Source organism: Stieleria magnilauensis (genome assembly GCA_007753675.1).
GTDB classification, from domain to species: Bacteria; Planctomycetota; Planctomycetia; order Pirellulales; family Pirellulaceae; genus Stieleria; species Stieleria magnilauensis.
In genome coordinates, this window is record CP036432.1 from 8,217,755 (window position 1) to 8,234,853 (window position 17,099).

The following is a 17,099-nucleotide window of genomic DNA, read 5'->3' on the forward strand; positions in this document are numbered from 1 at the left end:
ATTACCACAATGAATCCAATGACCGATTTACCAAGCCTGCCCACTTCAGTTGATCTCCGCCTTTGTGCCTGACTGTCCCATCGGGCAGCGTGGAAAACTGCACCGCAAGGGGCAGTTTAACCCGCCATCACGGAGGGGTATACTGCGGTCCATGAGATTCACAGCACTAGCACTGATCCTGATCACGACGCAGGCCGTCACCGCTTCCAGCGTTACGCGTGTATTGGACGGGGACACGATCCAAATCGACGGCGAGACTGGGTGTCCGTTCGGATGCAGCCGATGGCTGACTTTGACATCGGCTCCCCGACTTCTCTCAGCTTGCTAATGATTCGATCCTTGGCTGCCTGAAGATCTGCCTTGCGTTTCTCTTCCTGCTTGCGACGAGACTTCGCTGTCTTCTGCTCCCTGTTTGCTTGCTTCCGAGATTCGGCCTCTTCCACCGTCAGGACCTCGGGTTTCCAGATTCTGGGACTCGGGTAGACACCCTCGGTTACGTCAACCGGCGCGATCAGTGAGTGACCGTCGTTTCCTCCGATATTGAGCCAGAGGTTGTGTCGACCTTCGTAGTCGTAGGCTTCGCGTCTTCCCACCATGATCCACTGTCGGGCAAACGCAGCCCAGCCAGCCCACGCGAGATCAGTGAAGACAGCGGGGGCATACCTGTCGCTCTTGAACCCTTTCTGCTTCGTGTGGTGAACAAGCAGCAGAGTGACGCCGAGGTCGTTGCATACATCAACCAGCGGCTGAATGCGTTGTCCCTGGATCATCATGTTCTCCGCACCGTCGCCGGACACGCAAAGGTAGAGCGGATCCACGACCAGCACCTTGGCACCCGTAGATGTCAACATGGATCGCATGTGCTCGACCCCCGATTCGCTGTCAACCTTGACCACCTTGTCAATCACGTTGAGGCGTCCCGAAAACGAGCCGATCCCCCGCGAGTCCTTGATTCTCCGAAAGAGGTCATTGATGTTTCGGCCCCCAGATTCGCCCGAGACGAAAAGCACGCGGGTCGGCTCGGGGGCGGGGAAGTGACCAAGGAACCTTGAGCCTGTTGCCAGAGATGCCGCGAGGTCTGCAGCAATCGAGGTCTTCAGACACTTCTCACCCCCTCCGATGAAGCCCGGCTTGCCGCGTACAAGGACACCAGGGATCAACCAGTCAACAGGGGGTTCATCGACCGACAAACGCTCGTCGATATCTTCGGGCGTAGGCATCTGATCGATCGGTTGAAACTCTCGACAGAGCTTTTGGGCGGATACTCGAAACAGCACCGGAGAATCCGCCGTGTACTCCTTCAGCCTTGCCCTGACATCGAGTTCCTCAAGCTGTCGGATGATCTCACGATAGTGCTCCCGCTTCCTCTCGATATCCGCATCCTTGCGAGTGCCGCTTTGTTTGGCGTAGTTGGGCACGAGGACAATCGACGCGCCTCTGGAAACCTCCATCAAGATTCTTGCAGTCTCGTTAATCCCCGTGGAGAAATCGATCACATTGAGCGCGATCGCGGGATACCCGAGCTGGTTGATCTGCCCCGCATCCTCTGGCTTGCCAGTGACAAACCAAAGTTCGCCCGCGTTCGGGAATCGAGGGGCTCCGCTGCAGTGCGGCACTGCGATACAGACTCTGTCCTCCATCACTCGTCCCCTGTCGTCGATGTAGGGTGCTTCGATCGCTGTCCCGTCGATTTCATAAGCGGGAACGAAGGGCGGCCCACCATCGGAAGCAGCGTACGCTCCCATTTCGAGCAAGCGAGGGTCGCTAATCACATTGACACGAGGAAGAGCAGGCGTTGATGCGTGCGAACTACACGAAGACTGGGGCAGCGCAGCGCAGAGCAGCGACGGATTCTCCGCCGGGAGAGTTGATGAGATGGATGTCATCGGTCGTTTAGGGTCCTTCCGGATCAATGCCGGATGCTGGGGAACAGAAGATCTGCATATGGGTGCTAAACTTCTGCAGGAAAAACGAAATTGCTCCGATGCATGCCGCGTATCGCCGGGGGCCACAACGACACTGCGGAGAAGTCCGTTTCCGCAGCGCCGCTGATGACCTAGACCGATGGCATGCAACCAAGAGCAGACCCCGCGAAGTGCGGGCAAGGTGCGCGAGTATCGACAGCGAGTGACGGTCGCTGGCACCGATGAATGGCAGGTGGACGCCCGCCTCACAATTCTAGATCTTGCCGAATCTCTGTCCGCGAGTTCGTTACAGCTGGTCCTTCAGCGTCTTGATTCGCTGCTCGACCTTGGCCAGCTCACGACGGGCGAATGCCTCGCGATCGGCAAACCGTGCGACATCACGGACAGAGTCGCGAAACGCGTCGATCTCGGCGAGTCCGACACCCGCCTTGGGCTCGCCCCAGCGATCAAAGACATGTGCCGCGTTTTGTCGTTTCTCTGCGTCGGCCTTGGCTTCGAGGTGCGAGCGGATTTCGGACCAGATCCGAGACTTCTCTGCTTCGAGCTCCGCGATCTGGGCTTCGATCGCTTCTTTGCGCAGTCGCTTGTCGCATCGGTCGACAGCCTGCTTGATGAATCCTGCGGGGTCGTCGGGTGCATTCTCGCGGGCCCACTGCTCGACGAATGCGATGTCGCAGGGCTTGCCGGTGCAGTTCTTGAGGATCTCTCCGTTGAACCGGTCTTGATTCGCCTGGGCTCGGCGATGATCGCTTTGTGCTTCGTCGGCGAATTTGGTTAGCAGTTTCGTCAGGTTCATTCTTTCATCCTTGATTGAGTTGGTGGGTCAGTTCGATTTCACTTTCTAAGCATCGTCGCAACGTCGACCGCTCGAACCCTGACCGACCCGCTGATTCGAACGCTCCGAAGCAACCCGCGACTGATCCACCGATAAACGGTGCTCGGCGAGATGTCGAGCGTGTGCGCGACGGTCATGGGCCTAACGTACTCCATGCCTGGGAACAGTTCTTGAGCGAGTTTCGTTGGCTTTGTGTCATCCATGGTGGTCACTCCATTGAGTACGATTGCTTGAAGCACTGAAAAGATTGAAACGCATGATTTGCGTCTTGGAATTCTTATGCCTCGAGACATCTTGTCCATGAGATTTTTTGGTCGAGACGGTCAGGCGAAAAGAACCGCGCGACCGTAGCACCTCTGGTCACAAGGTGGACGGTCGCTGACTCAGACGTGAGCCAACGACCATGACACCGTGGTGAATCAGAGCGGGAATGCTTGCGGTCGACGATCTTCGAACTCTCGGTGCAATTTGACCGCAACGATTCGCCCTTCGTCATCTCGACCGACCGAACAGTCAAACCACCCGTCGCCGATCCCGGTCGACGCTACCACTCCAGACGACACAACGCCCCCGATGCCGTCACCGAATACATCGCGACATTCGTGAAGCAGCCCATCGCTTCCATCTTCGTAGGTGATCGCATCGAACAGACCAAACAGGCCCGCATCAACTCCTACTTGAAGCGGCGTCAGTTCCCACTGGTCCGCATCGGAAGGCTGGTAGCTTTCATGGTAGGCCAGCAGGGTGTTTACACCGGGCAGGATGCCGGAACCGGGCTCGGTTTCAACAACTGCGGACCACATCCCACGGGGAACCGCAAGCAATCCGTCGCAGCGTTCGATTTGCCAGCACGGGTCGGCGGCAACCAGTACTCCAGTTCGGACGTTGAATTTTCCCAGGCAAACCCGGTTAAGCTTGGCGATTGACAAGTCCATCACTCGATTCTCCATTGCGACAACGTGTTGATCCCCTGCCGACGTCGCGATCGGCTCGGTTCGCAGTTGCTTACTGCTTGGTCCCACAGTGCGTCTGTTGGCAGCAGTGGGGAAAATGAGACGCATGACTAGCGTCTGTTGGAATTCTTATGCCTCGAGACATCTTGTCCATGAGATTTTCGGAGTCGAGACACAACCAGCAGAGACATCCGCTCGCGTGCGTGACACGGTTGGTCAATCGCTCGCGACGATCGGTGCTCGCAAGTCGCATTGATGCGGAAGATCGAAAAGACGTTGATCAGGGTTCGCCAGCAGGATCCCCAACACGCCCCTTCGATAGATGGCGCGCATACTCGATCACTCGTTGGCGGTCTGCGTTGGTCAGCTTTTCCCAGATTGATACCAGCACGCGACAATCTGCGCCCGACTGGTCCACGCAATGGTCCACATCGTCAGGTGAGGCAGTTTGGCTTATAGACAAAACCGGGTTTGTCGAGTCCCTCAACGCCCATTGTTAAGTCCCTTCCATTGAACGACTCATCCTCGCGGCATTGTTGGGAAAAAACGCGTCGGCGAAGCGAGCCAGCATGAGCACTCCGAGTAGGTAGTTTTGGGGCGACAAAAACCTCCCTCTCCATTGGACGAAACCGACGGGAGTTCGCACGGTCAATCGCTGCCCACATGCTGATCGAGGAACTTGTACAACTCTTTCGTGGCCGGATCGTCGGGTTTGCCCAAGTCATTGTTCAGCCGGCTGTGGTTGCTGTCGCGTACTCCAAAAGCCTTTGCCGGAATGTCGGCGCTTTGCAGCACTTCCTCCAAACGCCCCGCCTGGGCCCGGGTATCGGGATTGCCAGAGAAGTAAAGGATCAAAAACGGCGGAATGCCTTTGCCTTTCTCAACATGCGTCACTGCGGAAAAGTCGACGTGTTTTCCCGGATCATTTCCGAACTTTTGGCGATGCCCAAACGTGAACATCTTGCCGCCGTAGAGCATTTGCCGCAGCTCGGCCGTCATGATGATCTTGGGAATGTCGTAGGTGTCGCCATCGACAGGAATGCAGCCCTTCAGGATATCCAGCGAAGCCCCCACCTCTTCGGCATACCGCTCATCGATACAGATCAAGGCTGCCAGTTGCGCACCGGCTGAATGGCCACCGACAAAGATCCGCTGCGGGTCACCGCCATACGTCGCGATGTGCTTCTGTACCCAGCCCAGCGATTTCGCGACGTCCCGGATCAGTTCCTCCATGCTGACCTCCGGCAATAGGCGGTAGTTCGTCGAAACGAAGATGAAGCCACGCTCGGTCAATGCCTGCGGTTTGACTCCCACGTCGCTCTTGTCGCCGACCTGCCAGCCACCACCATGGATCCAGAACACGACGGGCAGCGGTGCCGATGACGCCACCTCGGGCGTGTAAATGTCAAGTTTGTGACGCAGATGGCCGTTGTCCACATAAGCAACGTCCGAATCGACATTCTGGCCCACAGCCACGTTGCCACAGGCAAGACCCATCAATAGCGTTACGCTCAATCTCATCTGCATCATTGAAGCCGCCCGGGAGCAAGAGGAATCTGACGAAGGGAACGCCGTGAAGCATGACGATCACACGACAGTATCGAGTCAAGAACATCAGCCAACAGCTCAGGGTATCCGACGCAAATCGCATCTGCCACCATTTCGAGAAAAAGGGGCAGGAGCCTTCTTGGTCGACTGGGTAGTTTATGGGTGTTCGCTTGGCGGCTTTGGATCCAATGCTTGAGATCCCTTCGGTTGCCCAGGCCACCTCGTGCTGATGTTGCCGGTGCAGTTGATCGCGCGATGAACTACGAAACGCATGACGCAACCCACCTATTGCAATTCGGCGGCCACCTCGCTGGAGCATGAATGTCAACCAGTCCCTTGAGATAGCTCGAACGACACAGCAACAATTGGCAATCCAACGAAGCCAAGCTTTTGGAGGCCCCGGATGAGTGGAAAAGTCGGCCGGCAAATTCGATTCGGAATCCAACCTGAGAAAACGAGGTCGCCCCCGCCAACTTACCTATTGTGAATAAAAGGCTCCTGACCCTTTTTAAGATCGGTGGCCAGCAAGGAGCCCAGGAAGTCTTTCTCGCAAAGCAATTGATCGATCGCTGCTCCGTTTGTCAGCGTCTCTTCGCTCATCGAATGCGGAACGACTTGCGGGGTGGCGGTGGCTGCGAACCGGCGTGTCGCTGCCGCAGTGTCAATCAGCCAGTTGCGCTCATTGTTTTCGTTCTCCGAATCAGACGGTTCCTCCCGTGCTACAAAAGCCGGTGCCTGGTGAGCGGCGGCGATGCCCAAGCTACGAACGGAAGGGATCGACTCGCCTTCCACGGAACCGCCCTCAATCATCTGCGCGAGTTCGTTGATGACCAGCAACGCATCGCGCGGAGTCAAATGGCCGTCTCCATTGGAGTCGACATAAAGATCGGGCCACGAGGTCACCGTCAGTGGATCAACCAACAGACGGGATATCGGGTTGAAAAAACGCTGTCGTGCCAATTCATTGATGATTGCCAATGCATCGGTCGGCGAAATACCACCGCTATTGTTGACGTCGTTCGGGAGAACAAGATTCTGCCACGGCCGTGGCAGATCCACATCGATCCGTTCGTTTCCGCCGCCGATGTGTAGCGCCGAACGCAGGAAGACGCCGTCGACGATCGAGGTCGGCCCCATTCGCCAATCTTCGCGGTCGACAAAACGAATCGCATCACCGTCTCCTCCAGCTACGCGTATCACTCGATCATCAGGTGCGATGGCGCGTTCGGCGGCGAGATCGACGACGAGCGTGTTCGCGTTTTGGTCGCCGAGATCAATGATCGAAAAATTCTCGAGGCTAACCTGTTGGGTTGTCAGATCCAGTTCGCCATCAGATTGGATGACAAGCAACGTATCCGTCCCATCGGCGGCATCGATCACCAACGGGCGTGAAAACGATAACGCTCCCAGATCCAATGAGATGGTCTCATCCGAATCGGTACCCAAGACTCGTAGTGCAGCGACCTGATCCGCCGGCGCTGCAAAAAGATCGACAGTCCCGTCAGTCACGACGATCTCTGTCTGTCGCTTCAAAATAGAGGTCTGGGTGTCCAGCACATCGACTAAGACCTCGGGATTAAGCGAACTGTCGAGCACCGTCTCGATGTAGTCCTCCACTTCACCGTCATCGGCGCGCCCGGTCGGGGGAAGAAAGCCGGCCGAGCTGATGCGGAAACGTGCTGCATGAGGCCCCGGCACGGCGGTCGCGGGGACAGCAAACGACAAGGTGTTGCTGCCCGCGGAGAACGCAAAATAGATCGCGATCTGTTCGCCCGCGTCGCTCCAGTCACCGTCGCCGTTGTAGTCGACCCAGGCATCGAGTCGTCCGGCCTCCGATGCAATGATTTCGAAACTGGACGTGGTGGCCACGCCGCTGACCCCTAACAGACTCGCAATCGGCAACACACCGTCATCTCCGTTATCAGAGCTTGCATCCACAGAAGAAACGCCATCGAGCTCGCTATCGATTTGTGTTCCCAATCGGAGCGTCCCACTGATGTGATGCGCACCCGCTTGGGCACGTGTCACCGGGAAGGTGTCAGGGGCGTCGCCAAAATCGGCCCCCACGACGTTCAGAGTGAACGTTTGAGCGACCGAGGTGTCGACCCCTCCGTCATCCGTTCCTCCGTCGTCCTGGACAGACACTTGCAAAGTAGCGGAGCCTACCAAAATATCCTCGCGGACCGCGTACGAAAGATTTCCCTGATTGTCGATTCGGGGATCGGAAGCGAAAAAATCACCGCTCGCACCGGTCACTTCCGTGACGTTGATGATGTACCGAGCGACCGATTGTCCCGATTCATTGGCCGCTCCCGGATCAAAGTTGGTGATGAATCTCGGCACCACTTGGCTGCCGGCACCTCCGCTTACCGGCGGTAATTCGGCAGCCTCCAACGCGGGTGCGTCGTTGACCGGGGTGATCGTGATGGTCAGTTCTTGAGCTTCTGAAGTGTCGACACCGCCATTGGCGTTTCCCCCGTCGTCTTGAACCGTGACCTCCAGCGTGGTGAAACCAAAGGCGTTCGCAGCCGGTGTGAACGTCAGCGTTCCATCGGCGTCGATCGCCGGCGGATCGCTGAACAAATCCGGCTGCTGAATGTGATTGATGTGGTACGCCAAGACACTCTGGTCTGACTCGCTCGGATCGCCAGGATCAAATGTCGCGAAGCGAGCGAAAAAATACTGACCACTGTCTTCCCGCGCGACCGGATTGGATCCCAAGGTCAACGTCGGTTGACGATTGACTGCGGTGACCAACTCAATCGCTCCGGCATCAATGATCGATGTGCCGTTCTCATCGCCATCAAAGATTCGGCCAAATCCGACCCCGCGCTGGTCATACGGGATGGTGGAATCGTTCATCGCGGGGTCACCCGCGTCGATTGCCGGACTGCCGGCCAGAACGGCGTGTGTCGGCGTCGAGCCGCCGTTGTCGGCGAGCGGACCCAACAGCGGCTCGTCCGTCAAGACGTCGTGCGTACCACCAGTCATCTCTCCGGAACCGATCACGTTGTAGTCACCCGTGATCAAGATTTGAACTCCATCGCTCAAATTCTTGTCGCGATCTGATTCATTGCCGGAAACAATCGATTGATGCACAACGCCAGAGCCCTGTATTACGGCGATCCCGCCCCCGCGTTCAATTGCCGTGTTGTCGGTAATCGTGCTGAGCTCGACATTTAACGTTCCGACGATCGCAATTCCGCCGCCCAACATGGTTGCGGTGTTTCCAGAAATCGTGCTGTTACGAACATCGACGGTGCCATTGGACAGGCTGTAGATCCCCCCACCGAATCCGCCGTCATCGGCGGTGGCAATGAGTTGAGCGATGTTGCCCGATACGGTGCTGTCGAACAAATGGACGGTGCCACGCTCGTTGTACAAGCCGCCACCGTCGACGGCGGCATTGCGAAACAGATGGACACCTTGCAGCGTCAGGTCCTCACTATTCTGAATCCCACCACCGAAGCGAAAACGAAACGCGTCTCCTCCACCCGACGATGCTGCTTCGGTGTCACCGCCGGTGATGGTCAAACCACTGAGAGTGACCTTGGTGAAAACCGACCTATCCCCATCATCGACCAGAAATACCTTGTGTCCGTCAGCAGTATTGAATTGTTTGTCGATTCCATGACCGGCATCGATCGTCAGCAAATCGGCTCCCGGTCCGATAATGGTCACCGCAGAACTGATCACCAAGGGGCCCTCGGTCAAAACGATTGTCGCGGCGCCAGCAGTCGTCAGAGCGGGGGCAAACTCAATGGTATCGTCGTCGGGACTCGCAACGGAAGAAAGAATCGCTTCGCGAAGACTGGTGACACCATCACCGGAGTCGACAACGTCCGCCAGCGTCGTCACTTCGATTCCCGCCAAGAGATGTCGAGATTCCAGTTGCTCGATGATTCCAAGTCGGCGACGAACTCGATGAGTTGATATCGGGTAACTGCCGGAATGTCGGACTCGGTTTCGCTGGAGCATGATCATGTTGCTTGGGCGGATGGACTATGCTCCGTCACCCCATCAAGTCTAGCGTAACCATTGATGGATGACAAATTTATCGCGGGCAAGTATTGTGCCAGCCCTCCGAGGCTTCATCGCGAATTCCTCAACAGACTGGAGCAGCGAAAGAAGTCGATTTTCCCTTCGCAATTCCGATCGAGTACATTGGCAACGAGCGGCGGTGGTTCGTGCTGTCGTTGTGGCCGGACGCGCGAACCATCTACTGCACCACAGTCAGCGGGTCAAGTTTGTTTTCAATTCAGGTCGATCGCGCCGAAGCAGTTTCCGCCGACGTTGAAGTATAATCGAATTGCTTTCCGCTTCGACGGTTGACGTGCGGTGTCGATGGGTTGGGCAAACGCGTCACTCCAGCCCGGTAGGCTAACGCCAGTTTCTTGAACCCTCTGGCCGTAGGTCGTCAGCGTTTTGGTGCAGCAGTCGTCTTGATCTCTCGTGGCCCATCGAGTGATCCACTGGTGCAGGACTCCCCGGTCACTCGCGTCGTGTGGTCGGAGGGTGTTTTTCTTTGACTGAAAGACAAAACCGACCGAACGCACGACGCGCGGTTCCTTGGGGGGCGAGCGCCTTTGGATGTTTGAAGTGCACCAATGAGATCGAAACGCGGCTTGGACCACGACGCCGATGAGCTGCGTGCGAGAGACTTCTGAAGCGGACGGTTTGGAGGAGGGAGCGACGATCGCAGCAAGCGTGGCGTGCGGGTGATGCCCGGAGGGCAGGCACAGTGTCTGCCGGCGGTGTGAGCCGCCGGATCGGAGACTTACTTTGCCGCAACAGCCCTGAAAGGGCGACACAGTCCATGCTGCGGCCTCGACCCTCTGGACACTGTGTCGGCCTTCCAGGCCTGCGCCAAAGGTGCATCGGAACCGGGCCCTGACGGGCCCGGCAAGCACTCTGTCAGCCCGCCGGGCTTGCACATCTTGGGACAAGATCAGGTAGCTTCGCTTGTTCCCTGAACGAGAAAAAGCAAGTCGGTGCTCGCGTTCACGGCGGACTCGAACGGCTGGATATCGGCCGGAAGCTAACGCCCGCCGGATCGATCTGGCCAGCGGCCGAGTTGCCGCTGCTGGCAGTCGTGAACATTTGACCGGGCTGGTAGACGTCGGTGATCTCGGCCGGAGTGTCGAATTGGGCGAGCGATGTGCAATCGAAACCAAACTCGCGGAGGATGCATCGCCCGCCAGTGGTCGTGCTGAATCGTTCGACGCGGTTTCCATTCCCAATAAGCTCCGAGCTTATTGAGGTGTGCAGTCGTGCTTCCGTTGGACGTGAAGATTGTCGGGAGCTATGCTCTTTGCAAAAAGCTTCGGTGTTTCCAAATGAACGTTGATCGAATCTGCCTTTTGCTTCTCTTCGTTACCGCCAGCGTCCTGAACACGCGCGATGCTGACGCTGCCGAGCGACCCAACATCGTCGTGGTCCTGATTGACGACCTGCGATACGACGTCTTTGGCTACATGAACCATCCGTTTGTCGAGACACCGCACATCGACGCGCTTGCAGCGGGCGGAATGCGGTTTGACAGCGCCTTCGTGACGACGTCGCTTTGCTCGCCCGCGAGAGCGTCGTTTCTGACCGGCCAATACATGCACCACCACAAGGTCGTCAGCAACGCGGACCTGATGCCACAAGGGACCGTGACCTTTGCCCAGCTTCTACAGAAGGCTGGATACGACACGGCCTTTGTCGGCAAGTGGCACATGGGCGGCTCCAGTGATGCCCCGCGGCCCGGCTTCGATCATTGGGTCAGCTTTCGCGGGCAAGGTAGCTATTTTCCCAATGGGCAAAAGTTGAACGTTGATGGTCAGCTGAAAACGCAGCAGAACTACATGACGGACGAACTGACGGAATACGCGACGCGTTGGCTGGCCGGCCGAGACCCGTCGACGCCGTTCCTATTGTACCTTTCGCACAAGGGAGTCCACGGCTTGTACGATCCGGCGCCACGGCATCGAGATCGTTACAAGCACCAGAAATTCACACCGCCCGCCAGCATGACAAACTCTCCAGCGAACGGCGCCGGCAAGCCGATGTGGGTGCGTGACCAGCGGAACAGCTGGCACGGTGTCGAGTTCCCCTATCACGGACGCTCCGGTCAAACGCTTGCCGAGATGTACTTGCACTACTGCGAGATGATCCTGTCCATCGACGATAGCGTGGGTCGGTTGATGACGACACTCGGAGAGATCGGAGCCGACAGGAACACGCTGGTCCTGTTCACCAGCGATGGCGGACACTTGTGGGGCGAGCATGGACTGATCGATAAACGCTGTGCCTATGAAGAATCGATCCGAATTCCGCTTCTAGCTCATTGGCCAGAGACGATCGCACCCGCTTCGCGCTGCGACGCGGTCGTCACAAACATCGACGTCGCCCCAACCCTGTTGGAACTCGCCGGCGTCGCGATCCCCGAACAGATGGACGGACACAGCTTTCGCCCCTTGCTGTCCGACCCAAACACTGACACCTCTCGAAACACATTGCTTTATGAATACTACTGGGAGCCGGCCTTCCCGCAGACGCCCACGACGTTTGCGCTGCGCGATTCACGTTACAAATTGATCCAGTACCACGGCATTTGGGATACGGATGAGCTTTACGATTTGAAGACGGATCCCCAAGAAACCCACAACCTGATTCACGAACCGGACCAGCAAGCTCGCGTCAATCGCATGCGGCGCGAGCTGCATGAGCGTCTGCAGGAGTCGGGTGGACTTGCCATTCCGCTCGGGTTCAAACGCAACCATGGCTCCAGTCTGCGCAGCCCAAGTGGAACAAAGCGTGCGAGTTTTCCAGAGCACATGATCTCGCCGTGATGATCTGAAATCCAGGATCGGATTCCTGGAAGAACGCCACGTGCACGCGATCATTCAGCCCCCAACAGCCACGCCTCCAATTCCCGGGCGATCATCGAGGTTCACCCGCGTGGTCGTGACGGCGCCCGCACCGCTTCGCAGTCTCACGTTCCAGTCGTCTGGTCGATGGCGACTCTGGAGGTCGATCGCATTGAGATAGAGGGGACCAAGAGGTCAGATCTCACTGTCACGGAACGAATTGCACAGACGGCAGTTTGGTTGTTGGTTCTTGGGCTGCTCATTGGTATCCTGCTCGGCATCCGTTGGCTTACAACGATTGCCAGTCGTATGGTCACGCCAGACTGTGCTGGTCAGGAACCGGCGACTCAATGTTGCCACTGACTCGAATACCGACTGACGTTAGGCTGACGCCAGCTTCTTGAATCCTCTGGCCGCAGGTTGTCAGCGTTTCGATGCGGTCGCCGGCTTGATCTCTTGTGGCCCTTCGTGCGATCCGCAGGTGCATGACTCCCCCGTCACTCGCGTTGTGTGGTCCGCGGTGTTTTTCTTTGGTTGAAAGACGAATCCGACCGAACGCACGACGCGACGATCCTTGGGAGTCGAACGCCCGCGGATATTGGAAGTGCACCAATGAGATCAAGACGCCGTTGCCAGCACGACGCTGATGAACTGCGTGCAAGAGAGTTCGGAAGCGGACGGTTAGGAGAAGGCAGAAACGATCGCAGCAAGTGTGTCCGGATTGGCACCTGAAGCGTGAAGAAGAAAGTGCCAAGGAGTCGAAGCTCGATTCGGACTCGGCCGTCGCCACCCAACAGGAGTTCGCCTGGGACTAAAACGCTGGCACGCACTGGCTGAATCCGTTCTAATCGGGTCCGATCACCGGCCCAAGTGAAGGCCGACAAAGTTCTGTCGCCCGATCTATCCCCGTTCTTCCGCATACGTGGATAGATCGCAATTCGTTCGTCAGTCAGAGTCCAGCACCAAGTTCAACACGAACCCCGACGATGAATCAGTCTCCACCACCCAATGACCTGCCGTCCGGCTCTCAAGGAGAAGGCGACGTTGATGAAGGCAGCCGCACCTTGTCGACCGATTCTCACGAGACTGTTAAGCATGCCGCGACCGGTGCGGCGCAATTCATCGCCTGGCTTGCAATCGGTTTCGCAGTCACTCTGGCCGGGGCTCTGATTGGTCTTGTACTTTACGTTTCGTTTGGGTTGGAGGGAGACGAACGGGTTTGGGGCGGCGCCGTAGTCGTCGTTGGAGTATTTTACTCTCTATTGGGCGCCGCAGGTTGGGCTGTTGTTCCTCCGATCGCCGCTAGGGTTGATCGAAGAATCGCATTCGGAACAGTGCTTCTTGGATTTATTGCTGGAGTCCTTTCCTTTTCCGTCATCTGGTGATCTAGGCTGAACAATCCATTTCACGGGTCAGACTGCACCCAAGCGATGATTGGCCAATGCTGTCGCCTCAGCCGCTACAATTGATGACGAACCCTGTGGCGCACCGGAGGGCTCAAGTATATTTTTCCTGATGGTGAATTATCCGGTCGTCCCCGGTGCTCACCGACGTTGAACTTAATCGAATTGCTTTCCGCTGCGACAGTTGATCTGCGGTGATGGTGGGGCGGCGTTGCGTGAGACTCCGTGCCGGAAGGCTGACGCCAGCTTCTTGAATCCTCTGTCCGCAGGTCGTCAGCGTTTCGATGCGGTCGCCGTCTTGATCTCTGGTGGCCCTTCGTGTGATCCGCAGGCGCAGGACTCCCCCGTGACTCGCGTCGAGTGGTCTGCGGTGTTGTTCTTTTACTCAAAGACGAATCCGACCGAACGCACGACGCGGCGTTCCTTGGGAGTCGAGCGCCCGCGGCTACTGGAAGTGCACCAATGAGATCAAGACGCCGTTGCCAGCACGACGCTGATGAACTGCGTGCCAGCGAGTTCGGAAGCGGACGGTTCGGAGAAGGGGGCAATGATCGCAGCAACTGTGTCCGGACGGGCCCTTAAAAGGAAACAGAATGTGCCAAGGAGTCGAAGCTCGATTCGGACTCGGCCGTCGCGAACCAACAGGAGTTCGCCTGGGTCTAAAACGCTGGCACGCACTGGCAGGATCCGTTCTAATCGAGTCCGATCACCGGCCCAAGTGAAGGTCGACAAAGTTTTGGCGCCCCTTCTACCCCCGTTCCTTCGCACGTGCGGAAAGATCGCAATTCGTTCGTCGAGCAGAGTCACAGATGCCACGATTTACTATGTCGCGAGCTCGGAAGTTTATCGAAAAGGCGTTGGCCGCGCCGCTGTTCGAGCATATCGGAGACCCGCTAGAGGACGAAGGCGTTGTTCGCGTGAAATCCGCTGCATAAAACAGGAGACGTACAATCAGTTCTCGATGGTCGCGTTTGACCATGCACTGGGTTTCGGACCCGAAGACTCCTTTGAGCGACGATTCGCGGAACCATGGTTACTCGCGGGCCATTTGCCGTGTGGATGGAAAGGAAAGGTTCCGCGGGAACCGAAGAGATGGTCTGATGTTTCGCTTGACGATGTTGTCGGCGACGGGAAGTTGGTTGTGTTTTGACGTCGAACCAAGAATTGCACCGAAGAACGCGGCGCCGTTTTATTTAGATCGATGTCCACTGCACATCGTCGGTAAATTCTGCCGTTCGCCAATCGAAGAGACATGGTAGCTCAATCGGATATCGAATCGAAAGCGGCTATTTATTGCCCAAAATGCCGAAGCCCGACGTCGACCCAAATCGTCTATGGCTTCCCGCTTCAAGAAGATTTGCCTCCTCGCTGCGTCTACGGTGGTGATGAGTGTCCAACTCACGCACCAACTCAATTCTGCGATCGCTGCGATTTTGCGTGGCGACTTGCGGACTCTCAGCCGCTTTGCTTTGCATTCCCTAGAAAGTGCTACTTTTGCTCGCAATCGCTTAATGTCGATGACAAGTTGAGCTACAGCATGGAATTCGAGCGTTGGATCTCAAATGATCGCTCTGGTCTGAATCTGACTGACGACACTTTCAGTCAAAGTCTCTATCCTGTTTGCGGACAATGTCGCGAAAGCATTCGCGGCAACATAGGCGATCTCCTAGATCAAGAACGTCTCGAAGAGAGAGATCGGGTTTTCGCTGTTCGGTATTGGTTCGCTGGTATTGTTTTCTTCATTTTGGTTTTCTACTTCGCGACACTGGTCAAGAATTGATGGCGAACCATGGCATGGACTGAAGACGTGAAGTCGAGATTTTGGAGTGGTGAGTTATTGCCGCGTCTCGGCGATGCCCACCGTTGAACTAGATTGAATTGCTCTCCGCTTCGACGGTTGATCTGCGGTGATGGTGGTTCGGCGGGGCGGCGGGGCGTGAGACTCCAGCCCGTCAGGCTGACGCCAGGTTCTTGAATCCTCTGGCCGCAGGTCGTCAGCGTTTCGATGCGGTCGCCGTCTTGATCTCTGGTGGCCCTTCGTGTGATCCGCAGGCGCAGGACTCCCCCGTGACTCGCGTCGAGTGGTCTGCGGTGTTGTTCTTTTACTCAAAGACGAATCCGACCGAACGCACGACGCGGCGTTCCTTGGGAGTCGAGCGCCCGCGGCTACTGGAAGTGCACCAATGAGATCAAGACGCCGTTGCCAGCACGACGCTGATGAACTGCGTGCAAGAGAGTTCGGAAGCGGACGGTTCGGAGAAGGGGCACGACGATCGCACCAAAATCTGGTTTCAGTATTCGTTGATGTCTTGCCTTGGTGAACCCCTCTGCTAATAAATTCAGCCGGACTGGTTTTTCACTGCCCTGGTATGGAGATGGCAATGGCTTCCCAAATTGACGTGTTTCACGAGTGTTTTGATCAGGTCAGCGACCCGCGAGTTGCCGGACGGACGATCCATCCGCTCAACTCGATTCTATTCTTGGTTGTCGCGGCGGTCATCGCAGGCGCGGATGGTCCCGATGAGATCGAAAGCTTCGGTGGAGAGAAACTCGACTGGCTCTCCAAGTTCGCTGACTTTGAAGCTGGAATCCCTTCTCACGACACCATCACGCGAGTGCTGTCGTTGATAAAGCCCGCGGAGTTTCAAAATGCGCTTCTGCAGTGGCACTCGCACCTTTGTGAACTTGCCCATGCATCTTCCGATTGCGATTCCAAAAATCACACAGGTCCCATCCACGTGGCGATCGATGGCAAGACGGTGCGAGGGTCCTACACCGATGCGGAAAAATCCAACGCGATTCACATCGTCAGTGCCTGGGCCACCGAGCATAGTGTCACGCTCGGACAAACCGAGGTCGACTCCAAGTCCAACGAAATCACGGCGATTCCCGAATTGCTCGATCTGATCGACGTGCGCAATTCGATCGTGACGCTCGATGCCATGGGATGCCAAAAGTCGATTGCTGAAAAGATCATCGAAGAAGGTGGCGACTATGTGTTCGCCGTCAAGGACAACCATCCCAAGCTTTGCGCCGCCATCGCTGACTACTTTGAGATGGCCCACAACGAAGGGCTCAAAGACCACGGTGTTCGAACCATCACCACGCTTGGAAAGCAGGCCGGGCGAGACGAAGAACGCTTCTATGCGACTTGTCCGATTCCCGAAGCGCTCCGCGAACTGACCGACCAATGGAAGGGAGCCAAAAGTATTTGCCAAGCGAATACATGCACCACTCGTGGCGACAAGCAATCAAGCGATGTCCGGTATTACATATCAAGCCGACCGGCAAGGGTGCGTGAATTTTCAAATTGCGCGCGTAAGCATTGGGGGATTGAGAGCATGCACTGGGTTCTCGATGTGGTGTTTCATGAAGACTCCAGTCGGCTCCGAACCAAAAACGCGACGTCGAACATGAGCTTTGCTCGCCGGTTTGTCACAACGCTCCTCAAGCGGGACACTCGGAAGAAGAGTCTCAAGCGGAAACGCAAAATCGCTGGCTGGAACACTGACTTTCTCGAAAAACTCCTGTTTGCAGCCTAATTTTGGTGCGATCGTCGTGGGAGAAGGGGCAACGATCGCAGC

9 protein-coding genes are annotated in these 17,099 nt (G+C 56.8%); 3 read left to right on the plus strand and 6 right to left on the minus strand.

The genetic code is table 11. From position 1 onward, the window contains the following. Positions 1 to 212: 212 nt before the first annotated feature. The 6 genes from TBK1r_RS29650 to TBK1r_RS29675 form a co-directional block, all read right to left on the minus strand. Entirely contained in the window at positions 213 to 1,640 is a 1,428-nt protein-coding gene (locus tag TBK1r_RS29650; protein WP_419580512.1) for an AAA family ATPase, read from the minus strand. Positions 1,641 to 2,211: 571 nt separating this feature from the next. Continuing rightward, on the minus strand, positions 2,212 to 2,721 hold the full coding sequence (locus tag TBK1r_RS29655) for a hypothetical protein (RefSeq protein WP_145218739.1): 510 nt from the start codon (positions 2,719 to 2,721) through the stop codon (positions 2,212 to 2,214). 38 nt (positions 2,722 to 2,759) lie between these two features. Further along, the gene (locus tag TBK1r_RS29660) at positions 2,760 to 2,963 is read right to left on the minus strand and encodes a helix-turn-helix domain-containing protein (RefSeq protein WP_419580513.1); all 204 of its coding nucleotides are present in this window, start codon (positions 2,961 to 2,963) and stop codon (positions 2,760 to 2,762) included. 216 nt (positions 2,964 to 3,179) lie between these two features. Then, positions 3,180 to 3,695, minus strand: a complete 516-nt coding sequence (locus TBK1r_RS29665) for a DUF4241 domain-containing protein (protein ID WP_145218743.1) — start codon at positions 3,693 to 3,695, stop codon at positions 3,180 to 3,182. A 666-nt stretch (positions 3,696 to 4,361) separates the two neighbouring features. Further along, entirely contained in the window at positions 4,362 to 5,234 is an 873-nt protein-coding gene (locus tag TBK1r_RS29670) for an alpha/beta hydrolase (protein ID WP_419580514.1), read from the minus strand. Positions 5,235 to 5,735: 501 nt separating this feature from the next. Beyond that, positions 5,736 to 9,239 carry a choice-of-anchor Q domain-containing protein gene (locus TBK1r_RS29675; protein WP_145218747.1) on the minus strand — a complete coding sequence of 1,168 codons (3,504 nt, stop codon included), beginning with the start codon at positions 9,237 to 9,239 and terminating at the stop codon, positions 5,736 to 5,738. A 1,358-nt stretch (positions 9,240 to 10,597) separates the two neighbouring features. Here TBK1r_RS29675 and TBK1r_RS29680 point away from each other — a divergent pair. The 3 genes from TBK1r_RS29680 (at position 10,598) to TBK1r_RS29690 (ending at position 17,057) form a co-directional block, all read left to right on the plus strand. After that, entirely contained in the window at positions 10,598 to 12,094 is a 1,497-nt protein-coding gene (locus TBK1r_RS29680; RefSeq protein ID WP_145218749.1) for a sulfatase family protein, read from the plus strand. Positions 12,095 to 13,098: 1,004 nt separating this feature from the next. Beyond that, positions 13,099 to 13,497 carry a hypothetical protein gene (locus TBK1r_RS29685; protein WP_145218751.1) on the plus strand — a complete coding sequence of 133 codons (399 nt, stop codon included), beginning with the start codon at positions 13,099 to 13,101 and terminating at the stop codon, positions 13,495 to 13,497. Between the two features lie 2,387 nt (positions 13,498 to 15,884). Continuing rightward, positions 15,885 to 17,057 carry an ISAs1 family transposase gene (locus tag TBK1r_RS29690; RefSeq protein WP_145207480.1) on the plus strand — a complete coding sequence of 391 codons (1,173 nt, stop codon included), beginning with the start codon at positions 15,885 to 15,887 and terminating at the stop codon, positions 17,055 to 17,057. Positions 17,058 to 17,099: the final 42 nt, after the last annotated feature.